This is a genomic window from Stutzerimonas stutzeri (genome assembly GCF_009789555.1).
In the GTDB taxonomy this organism is placed as follows: Bacteria; Pseudomonadota; Gammaproteobacteria; order Pseudomonadales; family Pseudomonadaceae; genus Stutzerimonas; species Stutzerimonas stutzeri_R.
The window spans coordinates 1204619-1217933 of record NZ_CP046902.1 but is presented as its reverse complement, the minus strand read 5'-3'; the positions used below and the strand labels follow the sequence as shown (position 1 = coordinate 1217933).

The following is a 13315-nucleotide window of genomic DNA, read 5'->3' as shown; positions in this document are numbered from 1 at the left end:
CCTGCTAGGCAGGCAATCGCAACAGAGCGGTCTCGTGCGTCGCAAGCGTGGATCAGGCCCGGTGGCCTGGCTGATCCATGAACACGGGCGTCGCCGCCCGGTCAGTCGCCTGCTACGCGACGAAGCCGATCAGATCGCGTCGGTATCGGTTTCGCCTGTCCGAATGCGGATGGCCTGCTCCAGATTGACGACGAAAATCTTTCCATCACCGATCTTGCCGGTGTTGGCGGCCTTGGTGATGGCCTCGATCACACGATCGAGCTGATCGTCGGCAATCGCTACGTCGATCTTCACTTTCGGCAGGAAATCGACCACGTATTCGGCACCTCGATACAGCTCGGTGTGGCCTTTCTGGCGCCCGAAACCCTTGACCTCGGTGACCGTGATGCCCTGAACGCCGATCTCGGACAGCGACTCGCGTACGTCGTCCAGCTTGAACGGCTTGATGATGGCAGTGACTAGTTTCATGAAACTTCTCCCGTTTAGGTGGACTTGCCCCAGAAGTACGAACCCGGGTCAAGTCTAAGCTCAGTGTCTGGCTCTTGTAACGCGCCGGCGTGGCCGAGCGACTCCCGACACCATCAACCGATCCGACGAAACGTCCCGAATCGTCTGCGCACCGCAACGCTCTGGTGCATCGTCATGGGCAGCCAAGCAGAATCAGTGCCAGTTTCAGAAAAGCCCGGCCCATGGCGCTACGCATTGCGGCTCTCGGCGCGATCGGCGTCGATCCAGCGAAACCGCGCACCAATATCGAGCACTCAAGCGCGACGGCCTGCCCATAATCGTGCATGCGGACGAAAACGGGCCCCCGGCTGGGCCGTGTTACACTGGCGCTCGCTCCGAAACAGGTGATGCTCATGTTTGCACCCAAAGCTTTTCTCGATGCCATCGGTTCCCAGGCTTCACGCTTGTTCAACGGTGAAACGCCCCTGCCCCGCCCTGAAATCGAAGCCCAGCTCAAGGGAATCGTGCAGGGCGCGCTGAGCAAGCTGGATGTGGTCAGCCGCGATGAATTCGACAGCCAGATGGTCGTACTGGCGCGTACGCGAGCACGGCTCGAAGCGCTCGAGGCCAAAGTCGCCGAACTGGAAGAAAGACTGGCGCCCCCCGCCTCCGAATAAACCCGGTGGCGACACGATCAAGGAGTGATCGGATGTCCCTTGCGATAGTGCACAGCCGCGCCCAGGTAGGCGTCGAGGCACCCACCGTCACGGTCGAAGCCCACCTGGCCAACGGGTTGCCTTCCCTGGCGCTGGTCGGATTGCCGGAAACGGCAGTCAAGGAGAGCAAGGATCGCGTGCGCAGTGCGATCCTGACCTGCGACTTCGATTTTCCCGCGCGGCGCATCACCCTGAATCTTGCCCCGGCCGATTTGCCTAAGGACGGCGGCCGCTTCGATCTGGCCATCGCCCTGGGTATCCTCGCGGCGAGCGGCCAGATTCCGGCGGACCGCCTCGACACGCTCGAGTGTCTGGGCGAGCTGGCGCTATCCGGCGCGTTACGGTCGGTGCAAGGCGTTCTGCCCGCGGCGTTGGCGGCGCGTCAGGCCGGCCGAGCTCTGCTGGTTCCGCGAGCCAACGCCGAGGAAGCCAGCCTGGCCTCTGGCCTTGTGGTCTACGCAGCCGACCATCTGCTGGAGGTCGCGGCGCACTTCAATGGCGTCGTGCCTATTGCACCCTTTCAGCCTCAGGGCCTGCTGCGCCAGTTGTTGCCCTACCCCGATCTGGCCGATGTCCAGGGCCAGGCGGCCGCCAAGCGCGGCCTGCTGATCGCTGCCGCGGGCGCGCACAACCTGCTGTTTTCGGGGCCTCCCGGGACCGGCAAGACGTTGCTGGCCAGCCGCCTGCCCGGCCTGCTGCCTCCGCTGGACGAGCACGAAGCACTGGAAGTCGCGGCCATTCACTCGGTTGCCAGCCAGTCGCCACTGGAGCATTGGCCGCAACGACCGTTTCGCCAGCCCCATCACAGTGCATCGGGACCGGCACTGGTTGGCGGCGGCAGCCGTCCCAGGCCCGGCGAGATCACGCTGGCCCATCAGGGCGTGCTGTTTCTCGACGAGTTGCCCGAGTTCGATCGCAAGGTTCTGGAAGTGCTGCGCGAACCCCTGGAGTCGGGCTGCATCGTGATCGCCCGGGCGCGAGACAAGGTGCGCTTCCCGGCGCGTTTCCAGCTCGTCGCGGCAATGAACCCGTGCCCCTGCGGCTATCTTGGCGACCCCAGCGGGCGCTGTCGCTGTTCGCCTGACCAGATTCAGCGCTACCGCGGCAAGCTGTCCGGACCGCTGCTTGACCGGATTGACCTGCACCTGACGGTCGCCCGCGAGGCCACAGCGCTGAACGCACCCCCGACGACTGGCGAAAACAGCGCCGCGATGGCCAGGCAAGTGGCCGAGGCGCGGAGCATCCAGCTGGCACGTCAAGGTTGCGCCAACGCCTTCCTGGACCTCTCGGGACTGCGCAGCCATTGCCAACTGCAGCCCGAAGACCAGCAGTGGCTCGAGCGCGCTTGCGAGCGGCTGGGCCTGTCCCTGCGCGCCGCACATCGCATTCTGAAGGTGGCGCGCACACTGGCGGACCTGCAACAGGCGCAATCGATCCATCGCGCTCACCTGGCAGAGGCGCTGCAGTACCGCCCAGGCAGCTCGACGCCCTGAGCCGCAGCAAGCGCCCTCGAGCGTTCGGCGGTATTCCCGCCGACCGGCGCGGTGATGGCGTCCAATTGTGCTAAACCAACCCTAACGAGACCTCGATGGTGCCATGCGTCCGGCCTTGGGCGAGCCATTATGGTAGATTGCACGCTCTTCGCCACAGGCGGCCCACTCCCCAATTTCGGTATTAGGAGCGCAGCATGGAGGCCAAAAAGTCTTCCCTTTCCACCATCAATGCCCCGGTTTTCTTCGGCTCGGCGGTATTGATTCTCGCCCTGGTGATCTACAGCGTCACCGTGCCGGACCACGCTCAAAGCGTCTTCAGCGAGGTCCAGGCCTGGATCATCGCCAACGTCAGTTGGCTTTACATCCTCGCCGTTGCCGTGATCCTGCTGATGGTGGCGCTGCTTGCCATCAGCCGTTACGGCAATATCAAGCTGGGCCCCGACCACAGTGAGCCGGACTACAGCAACCTCACCTGGTTCTCGATGCTGTTCTCGGCGGGCATGGGCATCGGCCTGATGTTCTTCGGCGTCGCCGAACCGGTGATGCATTTCCTCTCGCCGCCGGTTGGTGAAGGCGGCACCATCGACGCGGCTCGCGAGGCGATGAAGATCACCTTCTTCCACTGGGGCCTGCATGCATGGGCCATCTACGCCATCGTCGCGATGATCCTGGCGTACTTCAGCTTTCGCCACGGACTGCCACTGACGCTACGTTCGGCGCTCTATCCGCTGATTGGCGAACGGATCTACGGGCCGATCGGGCATGCCGTGGATATCTTCGCCATCATCGGTACCGTACTCGGCGTGGCCACGTCGCTGGGACTCGGCGTCACGCAGATCAATACCGGCCTCAATCACCTGTATGGGGTGCCCATATCGGTGCCTGTGCAGATCGGTCTGATCGCCGGCACCACGCTGTTGGCCACCATTTCGGTGGTGACCGGCCTGGACAAGGGTGTACGGCGGCTGTCGGAGCTGAACCTCAGCCTCGCCGTTCTGCTGATGCTGTTGGTGTTGATCGTCGGCCCTACGGTGTTCATCCTGCAGACCTTCGTGCAGAACACCGGCGAATACTTTTCGCAGATCGTCACGGCCACCTTCAATCTCTATGCCTACGAGCCCAATGACTGGATCGGTGGCTGGACACTGTTCTACTGGGGCTGGTGGCTGGCCTGGTCGCCCTTCGTCGGCCTGTTCATCGCGCGCATATCCCGCGGCCGTACCATCCGCGAGTTCGTGACCGGCGTATTGCTGGTGCCGACGGCCTTCACGCTGCTGTGGATGACCGTATTCGGCGACACGGCGATCCACATGATTCTCTGGGAGCACGTCACCAGCCTCGGAGAAGCGATCGAGCGAGACAGTTCATTGGCGTTGTTCGCGTTTCTCGAGCACTTCCCCTTCTCGTCCCTGTTGTCGTTGATCGCCATCATCATGGTGGTGGTGTTCTTCGTGACCTCCGCCGACTCCGGGGCGCTGGTCGTGGACATGCTCGCCTCGGGCGGCCAGGAAAACACACCGGCACGACAGCGCGTATTCTGGGCCGGTTCGATGGGCGTTGTGGCCATCGCCCTGTTGCTGGCCGATGGCCTGACCGCGCTGCAAACGGCGACCATCGCCAGCGCGCTGCCCTTCACCCTCGCGTTGCTCTGCTCGATGTGGGGGCTGCTGAAAGCCCTTCGCGTGGATGCCACCAAACAGGGGCTGCGCTACCAGGCATTGACGACCTCGCCCAACGCGCCGAGCTCGGGTGCGGGTGGCTGGCAACGGCGCGTACGCAGCCTGACGATGTTTCCGCGGCGTCGCCATGTGGTGCGCTACATCGCCGAGGCGGTGGTTCCGGCCTGCCAGTCGGTCGCAGAGGAGATGCGCAAGCAAGGCTATACCGTTGAAGTGAGCGAAGACGAGGAAGCGAGCGTGTCCATGCAGATCACGCACGAGGGGGCTCCGGACTTCTTCTACGAAGTACGTCCACGCGGCTACCCGATGCCCAGCTTTGTCGCGGCCGATGAAAACGAACCGGATGAACGCACCTACTACCGCGCCGAGGTGCATCTCAAGGAAGGCGGCCAGAACTATGACGTGATGGGCTGGAGCCGCGACGAAGTGATCGGTGACATTCTCGACCAGTACGAGAAGCACATGCATTTCCTGCACATGGTGCGATAGCCGACGTGACCGGAAAGTCTGCGGGCGGGCCTACGCACCCGCAGCGCTTTCCGGCTTTTCATGGTTGCTCAGGTACTTTTCCAGCTCCGCCAGCGGCAGCGGTTTACTGATCAGGTAGCCTTGGACCTGATTGGCGCCATAGCGCTCCAGCAGTTTCAACTGGCCAACCCGCTCCACCCCTTCGGCAACCACTTCCAGCCCCAGATCATGGGCCATGCCGATCATGGCCTGAATCAGGCTGTTGTCCGCCTTGGTCGTGACCCCATCGACGAAGCTCTTGTCGATCTTCAACAGACTGATAGGTAAGCGGCTCAGGTGCACGAACGACGAGAATCCCGTCCCGAAGTCATCCAGCGAGAAGCGCACCCCAAGCTCGGCCAGCGCGCTCATGGTGCCTCTCACTTGCTCGCTGCGGCGCATTACGGCGGTCTCGGTGAGCTCGAATTCCAGCCAGCGCGGGTCGACCCCTCGCTCCTCGATCAATCGCTGCAGGGTGACCAGCAACTGGCTGTCCTGAAACTGCCGGAACGACAGGTTGACAGCCATATGCAATTCGCCGGCGCCCCGTTCGCGCAGACTCTGCATGTCGCGCAGCGCACGCGAGATGACCCAATAGCCGAGCGGTACGATCAGCCCGCTCTCCTCCGCCATCGGGATGAATTCGTCCGGCGCCAACAGGCCGCGTGAGGCATGGGGCCAGCGGACCAGGGCTTCCAGACCGACGATCCGCCCTGTCTCCATGCACAGCCGGGGCTGGTAATGCAGCTCCAGGTCGTCACGGCGTAACGCACGGCGCAACTCACCTTCAAGATCGGCCAGGCTGCTGGCACTGCGGTTGACCCGCTCGTCGTACAGATACCAGGTACAACCAGGCCGGGCCTTGGCCTGCCGCATCGCGACCTGAGCCACCCACAGCAACTGGTCGGCATCGGTGTCGGCCTTGGCATGGGCCAGACCGAGGCTGCAACCGAGCATCAGGCTTTCGCCATCGAGCCAGTACGGCTCGGCCAGCGCCTCGACCACACGGTCGGCCACTTGTTCGACGCGCCCCGAGCCGCGCGTGGTATCGAGCAGCAGGCCGAATTCGTCGCCCCCCAGCCGGGCGATCCGGTCGCCCACCTCGAGCTGCGTTTTCAACCGTGCCACCACTTGCAGGATCAGCGCATCGCCGGCCTGATGGCCGAGCGTGTCGTTGACCCGGCGGAAGTTGTCCAGATCCAGCACGCCCAGCGCCAGCCCCCCGCCGTCATGCTCGGCCAACTGCGCGCCGAGCAGCGCCTGGAATCCTTGCCGGTTGACGATGCCGGTCAGCGGATCCTGTTCCGCCAGACGCTGCAAGGCGACATGCAGGCTGCACCTCTCCCGCGCATAGCGCAGGCTGCGGCGCAGTACATCGGGGGTGAACTGGGAGCCGACCAGCCAGTCCACGACGCCCTCCGGCGCCTCGTCGGGTTCATCCTCGAGCAGAAGAATGGTGGGCCAGGGGAAACGGCCCGACGCCGGGCGGCGGCGCGGCGTGGTAAGCAACACCACATGGCCCGCTTCGGCCAGATGCGCGGCAACGGTCGGCCAGTCATCGGCGACCAGCAACAGGTGATGGCTGCGCAAGGCGGTCAGCGCAGCGCGCAGGCGCTCGCCCCACGCCGGCTCGTCGGCCAGCAGAACCAGTCGCATAGGTTGTATGGACGCTGTCACGATGTATCCCCGATTCGTGCGGAGCAAAAGGTAGCTGACAACCTCGGTGGGTGCGCCCCGTAGCGAAGCGGGACGAGTGGCTGGTCAGCCTAAAGCGGGCACGGCGCGCATAGACTAGAGCATTCCGGGCCGGAACCGAGCATCACGGGCGACGACTGGTAGGTGCAGGGTCCAGGCGGCCTCATCTCGCCCGGCCAGCCCTGCTAAACTCTCGCCCCCGCTACAACAGACCGAAACGAGAATGTCCCGACTCAATCCCCGGCAGCAGGAAGCCGTGAACTACGTCGGCGGCCCCATGCTGGTGCTCGCTGGCGCCGGCTCCGGCAAGACCAGCGTGATCACCCGCAAGATCGCCTACCTGATCCAGCAGTGCGGCATCCGCGCGCAGTATATCGTCGCCGTGACCTTCACCAACAAGGCCGCGCGCGAAATGAAAGAGCGCGTCAGCAGCCTGCTGCGTGGCGGCGAAGGGCGCGGCCTGACAGTGTCGACCTTTCATAACCTCGGCCTGAACATCATTCGCAAGGAATACGCCAAGCTCGGCTACAAGCCCGGTTTCTCGATCTTCGACGAGAGCGACATCAAGGCGCTGCTGACCGACATCATGCAGAAGGAATACGCCGGTGATGACGGCGTGGACGAGATCAAGGGCTACATCGGCAACTGGAAGAACGACCTGATCGCGCCCGAGGAAGCGCTGGCGAATGCGCGCAACCCCAAGGAGCAGACTGCGGCGATCGTCTACACCCACTACCAGCGCACGCTCAAGGCGTACAACGCGGTGGATTTCGACGACCTCATCATGCAGCCGGTGAAACTGTTCCAGAACCATCCCGACGTGCTCGAGAAGTGGCGTAACAAGGTTCGCTACATGCTGGTGGACGAGTACCAGGACACCAACGCGAGCCAGTACCTGCTGGTCAAATTGCTCGTCCAGGAGCGCGCGCATTTCACCGTCGTGGGTGACGATGACCAGTCGATCTACGCCTGGCGCGGCGCGCGGCCGGAAAACCTGATGCAGCTCAAAGAGGACTTTCCCTCGCTGAAGGTGGTAATGCTCGAGCAGAACTACCGCTCCACCAGCCGCATCCTCAAGTGCGCCAACGTTCTGATCGCCAACAACCCGCACGCCTTCGAAAAGCAGCTGTGGTCTGAAATGGGGCACGGCGACGCGATTCGCGTGATCCGTTGCCGCAACGAGGAAGCCGAGGCCGAACGCGTGGCGATCGAAATTCTTACGCTGCATCTGAAGACCGAACGGCCCTACAGCGATTTCGCCATCCTCTATCGGGGCAACTACCAGGCCAAGCTGATCGAACTGAAGCTGCAGCACCACCAAATCCCCTATCGGCTGTCCGGCGGCACCAGCTTCTTCGCCCGCCAGGAAGTGAAGGACCTGATGAGCTACTTCCGCCTGCTGGTCAATCCGGACGACGATAACGCCTTCCTGCGGGTGATCAACGTGCCGCGCCGGGAAATCGGCTCGACCACCCTTGAAAAGCTCGGCAACTACGCCACCGCGCGCAAGATTTCCATGTACAGCGCCTGCGACGAGATGGGGCTGGGCGAGCATCTGGACAGCCGCTTCACCGACCGCCTGTCGCGCTTCAAACGCTACATGGACACCCTGCGCCAGCAATGCGCGCAGAACGACCCGATTGCTGCGCTGCGCAGCATGGTCATGGACATCGACTACGAGACCTGGGTGCGCTCGCAGACGTCCAGCGACAAGGCCGCCGATTTCCGCATGGGCAACGTCTGGTTCCTGATCGATGCCCTGAAAAATACGCTGGAGAAAGACGAAGAAGGCGACATGACCATCGAGGAAGCCATCGCCAAACTGGTGCTTCGCGACATGCTCGAGCGCCAGCAGGAGGAGGAAGAAGGGGCAGAGGGCGTGCAGATGATGACCCTTCACGCCTCCAAAGGCCTGGAGTTTCCGTATGTCTTTATCCTCGGCATGGAAGAAGAGATCCTTCCGCACCGTTCCAGCATCGAGGCCGACACCATCGAGGAAGAACGCCGCCTGGCCTATGTCGGCATCACCCGCGCGCGGCAGAACCTGGCGATGACCTTCGCCGCCAAGCGCAAGCAGTACGGCGAAATCATCGATTGCATGCCCAGTCGCTTTCTCGACGAACTGCCCCAGGAAGACCTGGAATGGGAAGGTCAGGAAGACGCACCCGCCGAGGTCAAAGCCGCCCGCGGCAACGATGCCCTGGCCGCGATGCGGGCCATGTTGAAGCGATAACAGCCGGCGGGGAGCCGGTATTCGATTCGTGAGGGGAATTCAATCCGTCACCGCGCCTCGCATGAGTTCGTCTGGCGCAGGATGCCATCTGCAGCCATCGCCCGCCGTTCGTGCTCGTCGGCCCGGTGCTCAGCCGCTGACGATCGCCTCCAGCTCCTTGGCCGCCGCACGCAGGCGTGGCACGAACGCCAGCAGCGGCTCCATCGCACAGCGAATCACCGGCGCATGGGTGAACAGACAGGCACTCAGCTCACCGCGGCCATCGCGTACGGGCACGGCACAAGCGACCATGCCGTCGATGAACTCCTCTGAGTCGGTTGCCAGGTCCTCTTCGCGAATCCGTGCCAGGTCATCACGCAGGGCGCTCAGATCGACGAGGGTGTTGCGCGCCATCTGCCGGATCGGCAGGCGTGGCAGCACTCTGTCCAATTGCTCCGGTGGCAGTGAAGCCAGATACAGCTTGCCACTGGCGGTGCACCAGAGTGGAGTATGACTGCCGATGGGCAGGTTGATCTGCAACGGCCAGTTGGTCTGCACGCGGTCGAAGTAGAGCATGTCGAGACCATCCGGCACGGACAGCCCGCACGTCTCGCCAATTTCCTCGGACAGCTGGCGCAGGATCGCCTGGCGTAACGCCTTGTGCCGACCGCTGCCCAGAATATTGACTGCCGTCGCGTGCAGCCGATCCCCGGGCAGCAAGCCACCGCGCAAACCGAACTGCAGAAAACCCTCCTTTTCTAGGGTCTGCACCAAGCGGTGCGCGCTGGCCTTGGGGATATCCAGCTGGTCGGCCAGCGCGGTGGGTGTCAAGGGTTGCGCGGCACCGGCCACCGCTTCGATGATTTCCAGCACTCGCGTGATGGAAGAGCCTTTTTCACGGGGAGTACTGCGCATGATCCAAGCCCGTCAACGATGAGAAACGAAAGTCCGCCCCGAAGGGCGGCAAAGCTTAATCCAACACCGGCAAGACCGGCAGCGCCACGCAACGCTTTCGCGCTCATCTGCCCCAGCCGTTCATCCGTGCGGTGGCTGGCTTCACTTCATCGTCGGCATCGAGAAGTCTGCGCCGGCACGTATGCCGGTGGGCCAGCGCCGAGTCACGGTCTTCATTCGCGTGAAGAACCGCACGCCGTCCGGGCCATGCATGTTCAGCGGGCCGAAGATCGAGCGCTTCCAGCCGCCGAAGCAGTGGAAGGCCATGGGCACCGGAATCGGCACGTTGACACCGACCATGCCGACCCTGACGTTCTCCTCGTACTGCCGCGCGGTGTCGCCATCGCGGGTGAAGATCGAGGTGCCATTGCCGAACTCGTGATCGTTGACCAGCTTCAGTGCCTCGTCGAAGGATTTGGCGCGCACCACCGCCAGCACCGGACCGAAGATTTCCTCCTTGTAGATGCGCATCTCGGGCGTCACCCGGTCGAACAGCGTCGGGCCCACGTAGAAGCCGTTCTCATAGCCTTCAACCTTGAGCCCGCGACCATCGCAGACCAGTGTCGCGCCCTCCTGCACGCCCAGATCGATATAGCCGGAGACCTTCTGCTGATGCTCACGGGTGACCAGTGGGCCCATGTGGGGTTCAGGTTCGACGCCCGTGCCGGGACCGGTGCGCATTTGCGCGATTTCGCCCTTGAGCATCTCGACCAGGTTGTCCGCCACTTCGTCGCCGACACAGACCGCCACCGAGATCGCCATACAGCGCTCACCGGCCGAGCCGTAGGCGGCGCCCATCAGCGAGCTGACCACTTGCTGCGGGTCGGCGTCGGGCATGATGACCATGTGGTTCTTCGCCCCACCCAGTGCCTGGCAGCGTTTGCCATGCGCCGATGCGGTCGTATAGATGTACTCGGCAATCGGCGTCGAGCCGACGAAACTCACCGATTGCACGCGCTCATCGGTCAGCAGCACGTCCACCGCCTCCTTGTCACCGTTGACGATGTTCAACACGCCAGCCGGCAGTCCGGCTTCGGCCAGCAACTCGCCAAGCAGCATGGTCGCGCTCGGGTCCTTCTCCGACGGCTTGAGGACGAAAGTATTTCCGCAGGCGATGGCCACCGGCAGCATCCACAGCGGCACCATCGCCGGGAAGTTGAACGGCGTGATGCCGACACAGACGCCCAGCGGTTGCATCAGCGAGTTCGAATCGATATCACGCCCCACGTTGGGTGAGAACTCGCCCTTGAGCAGATGCGGAATCCCGCACGCGAACTCCACCACCTCAAGGCCTCGCGTCACTTCGCCCTGAGCATCGGAGAACACCTTGCCGTGCTCCAGCGAAATCAACCGCGCGACGTCGTCACGACGCGCTTCGAGCAAATCCTTGAAACGAAACATGACCCGTGCGCGGACAAGCGGCGGTGTCTTCGACCAGCCTTCGAAAGCGGCCTGGGCAGCGGCGATGGCCTCGCGGGTTTCTTCCGCCGAAGACAACGAGACATACAGGCGCGGCTCGCCGGTGGCCGGGTTGTAGACGGTCGCGTGGCGTTCGGAGCGGCCAGCGACGGCCTCGTTGTTGATCAGATTGCCGAGGGTCTGCATGGGGTTACTCCTGATTCCAGACGGTTTCGTAGAGGTCGATGATTTCCGCTTCGCTGGCGAGCCGCGGATTGTTGCCTGGCGAGCCGGACGCCAGCGCCTGCCTCGCCATGGTTTCGCGCAACTCGAAGAAACGTTCGCGGGCGATGCCGAACTGCTCCGGGCTTGGCACCTGCAATTCCTTGTTGATGGTTCGCAGTTCGCTGAGCAGCTTGTGGTTTGCTGTCTCGACGTTGTCGGCCTCGCCTGCCACGCCCATGGCGCGGGCACAATCGGCGTAGCGCTCAGGCGCTGCCGGAATCGAAAACGCGGTGACGGCGGGCAGCAACATGGCGTTGGACAGCCCGTGCGGCACGTGGAAAAAAGCTCCGATGGGCCGGCTCATGCCATGCACCAGCGCCACCGAGGCGTTGGAGAAGGCGATACCAGCCAAGGTCGCCCCCAGCATCATGGCCTCACGGGCCTCGCGATTGCCGGGTTCGTGATAGGCCGCGCGCAGGTTGGGCGCCAGCAGGCGCATCGCCTGGAGCGCCTGCGCATCGCTGTAGAGACTGGCCTTGCGGCTGACATACGCCTCGATGGCGTGGGTCAGCGCGTCGATGCCGGTGTCGGCGGTGACCCGTGCCGGCAACGACAGGGTCAGTTCGTAGTCGATCAGCGCGGCGACCGGCATGAAGCCAAGGCCGGCGCAGAGCATCTTCTCGTCACTGGTCTCGTCGGTGATGATGGTGAAGCGTGTCGCTTCCGAGCCGGTACCCGCGGTGGTGGGGATCGCGATCAGCGGCAAGCCGGCTTCGCTGACGTCGCGCGGGAAGCGGTAGTCGCGCATTTCACCGCCGAATTTGCCAAGAATGCCGATGGCCTTGGCCGAGTCGATCGGGCTGCCGCCGCCGAGTGCGATGATCGAATCGTAGCTGCCCTGGCGCACCATCTCGACGCCGGCATGTATCGACGCTGCCGTCGGCTCCGGCAGCGTATCGGCAAAGCAGTCACTGGGGATGTCAGCCTTGGCCAGCGTCTCGCTGATGCGCGCGACATAACCCAGCTCGACCATCATCCGGTCGGTCACGATCAGCGGGCGTTTGCAGCCCAGATTGCGTAGCACGGAGACGATCTGCTGACTGGCGCCGGCGCCGACTTCCATCAGGCGCGGCAGGACGATTCGATGACTCATGGACATTCTCCAGAGGTGCGCGCGGCTGTCCTGTTCGCTTCGGAGCGCTTTGGACAGCGATTCAGCAAAGCGCTGCGCGTCGGTGAGACGGGGTCTCGTTCTTATTTTGGTACTTCTGGTCTCGCTATGAACCCAGAGACTAGGAAAGCCAGGCGCGATCCGTCAAGTCAAATCGAGACTTTAATTCTCGTTTTAGAAAAATGAACGGGGCGCGCGCGTCAGCCCACCAGCGACTGCCCGACCCTGGCGGACAGGCACTGCAGGTGGTCGTCCGCCTGAGCGCGCAACTGGCGATGCCATCGCGCGACCTGCTCGCGCGATGCCGGATCGTCGATCGAACCCAGGTTGGCCTGCACGTTGACCAGCGCTGCGCAAAGCCCCGCATGGATCATCAGTGCGCCCGCCTGTACGTCGCTTTGCACCACCGCGATCACCCGAGGCCAGGCCTGGTTCGCCAGTTGCAGCGCCTGCAGGCTACTTCGGGCGGTGGCCAGGGGCACCGCGCACGCCTGGCGCGATGCCGCTTGCGTGTCCGTCGACGCATGCTCGTCGTGGCGCGCGTGCAGGTAGCTCTGGAACGCAGCAATATCCGCATCGGCGAAGGCGCCAGGGCGCCCGATCAGCGATTCGACGGCGGCTACCAGCTCGCGCCGCGCCGGCTCGCTGCCGTGCGCCTCGCTGATTCGCAGCCCCTTGAGCACAAGCGCCAGGCCAATGTCGGACACCACCGCCGCCGCGGCGCCGCAGCCTGGCGTTGGGCCATCGGCCGCTGTCGCATCACGGAAATCAGCCAACGACAGCGCCCAGACGCTGGACCCATCGGTCACCGGCCCGCC

The 13315-nt window shown here is 63.7% G+C and carries 10 protein-coding genes; 4 read left to right on the top strand and 6 right to left on the bottom strand.

The genetic code is table 11. The features are described from left to right. Nucleotides 1–129: 129 nt before the first annotated feature. Entirely contained in the window at nt 130–468 is a 339-nt protein-coding gene (gene glnK / locus GQA94_RS05655; protein WP_003096476.1) for a P-II family nitrogen regulator, read from the bottom strand. 392 nt (nt 469–860) lie between these two features. Between glnK and GQA94_RS05650 the strand changes: the two genes are divergently transcribed. From GQA94_RS05650 to GQA94_RS05640, 3 genes are all read left to right on the top strand, one after another. Then, nucleotides 861–1124, top strand: a complete 264-nt coding sequence (locus tag GQA94_RS05650; RefSeq protein WP_158187159.1) for an accessory factor UbiK family protein — start codon at nt 861–863, stop codon at nt 1122–1124. Between the two features lie 32 nt (nt 1125–1156). Further along, the gene (locus GQA94_RS05645) at nt 1157–2656 is read left to right on the top strand and encodes a YifB family Mg chelatase-like AAA ATPase (RefSeq protein WP_158187158.1); all 1500 of its coding nucleotides are present in this window, start codon (nt 1157–1159) and stop codon (nt 2654–2656) included. A gap of 194 nt (nt 2657–2850) precedes the next feature. Next, a complete protein-coding gene (locus tag GQA94_RS05640) occupies nt 2851–4824 on the top strand; it encodes a BCCT family transporter (RefSeq protein ID WP_158187157.1) in 1974 nt (657 codons plus the stop codon). 30 nt (nt 4825–4854) lie between these two features. Here GQA94_RS05640 and GQA94_RS05635 read toward each other — a convergent pair whose 3' ends face one another. Next, nucleotides 4855–6498 (bottom strand): putative bifunctional diguanylate cyclase/phosphodiesterase, encoded by a 1644-nt coding sequence (locus GQA94_RS05635; RefSeq protein ID WP_158187156.1) that lies wholly within the window; start codon nt 6496–6498, stop codon nt 4855–4857. A gap of 262 nt (nt 6499–6760) precedes the next feature. Between GQA94_RS05635 and rep the strand changes: the two genes are divergently transcribed. Further along, nucleotides 6761–8770 (top strand): DNA helicase Rep, encoded by a 2010-nt coding sequence (gene rep, locus GQA94_RS05630; protein ID WP_158187155.1) that lies wholly within the window; start codon nt 6761–6763, stop codon nt 8768–8770. Nucleotides 8771–8899: 129 nt separating this feature from the next. Here the strand turns inward: rep and GQA94_RS05625 are convergent, their stop codons facing one another. From GQA94_RS05625 to GQA94_RS05610, 4 genes are all read right to left on the bottom strand, one after another. Continuing rightward, the gene (locus tag GQA94_RS05625; protein WP_158187154.1) at nt 8900–9664 is read right to left on the bottom strand and encodes an IclR family transcriptional regulator; all 765 of its coding nucleotides are present in this window, start codon (nt 9662–9664) and stop codon (nt 8900–8902) included. Between the two features lie 141 nt (nt 9665–9805). Further along, a complete protein-coding gene (locus tag GQA94_RS05620) occupies nt 9806–11308 on the bottom strand; it encodes a CoA-acylating methylmalonate-semialdehyde dehydrogenase (RefSeq protein WP_158187153.1) in 1503 nt (500 codons plus the stop codon). Between the two features lie 4 nt (nt 11309–11312). Beyond that, nucleotides 11313–12479, bottom strand: coding sequence for an iron-containing alcohol dehydrogenase (locus GQA94_RS05615; protein ID WP_158187152.1), 1167 nt, complete (start codon nt 12477–12479; stop codon nt 11313–11315). Between the two features lie 218 nt (nt 12480–12697). Next, nucleotides 12698–13306, bottom strand: a complete 609-nt coding sequence (locus tag GQA94_RS05610; protein WP_158187151.1) for a cyclodeaminase/cyclohydrolase family protein — start codon at nt 13304–13306, stop codon at nt 12698–12700. Nucleotides 13307–13315 lie beyond the last annotated feature (9 nt).

Coding starts and splice junctions, on each gene's coding strand:
- glnK (WP_003096476.1), bottom strand. CDS start 468: ATGAAACTAGTCACTGCCATCATCAAGCCGTTCAAGCTGGACGACGTA.
- GQA94_RS05650 (WP_158187159.1), top strand. CDS start 861: ATGTTTGCACCCAAAGCTTTTCTCGATGCCATCGGTTCCCAGGCTTCA.
- GQA94_RS05645 (WP_158187158.1), top strand. CDS start 1,157: ATGTCCCTTGCGATAGTGCACAGCCGCGCCCAGGTAGGCGTCGAGGCA.
- GQA94_RS05640 (WP_158187157.1), top strand. CDS start 2,851: ATGGAGGCCAAAAAGTCTTCCCTTTCCACCATCAATGCCCCGGTTTTC.
- GQA94_RS05635 (WP_158187156.1), bottom strand. CDS start 6,498: ATGCGACTGGTTCTGCTGGCCGACGAGCCGGCGTGGGGCGAGCGCCTG.
- rep (WP_158187155.1), top strand. CDS start 6,761: ATGTCCCGACTCAATCCCCGGCAGCAGGAAGCCGTGAACTACGTCGGC.
- GQA94_RS05625 (WP_158187154.1), bottom strand. CDS start 9,664: ATGCGCAGTACTCCCCGTGAAAAAGGCTCTTCCATCACGCGAGTGCTG.
- GQA94_RS05620 (WP_158187153.1), bottom strand. CDS start 11,308: ATGCAGACCCTCGGCAATCTGATCAACAACGAGGCCGTCGCTGGCCGC.
- GQA94_RS05615 (WP_158187152.1), bottom strand. CDS start 12,479: ATGAGTCATCGAATCGTCCTGCCGCGCCTGATGGAAGTCGGCGCCGGC.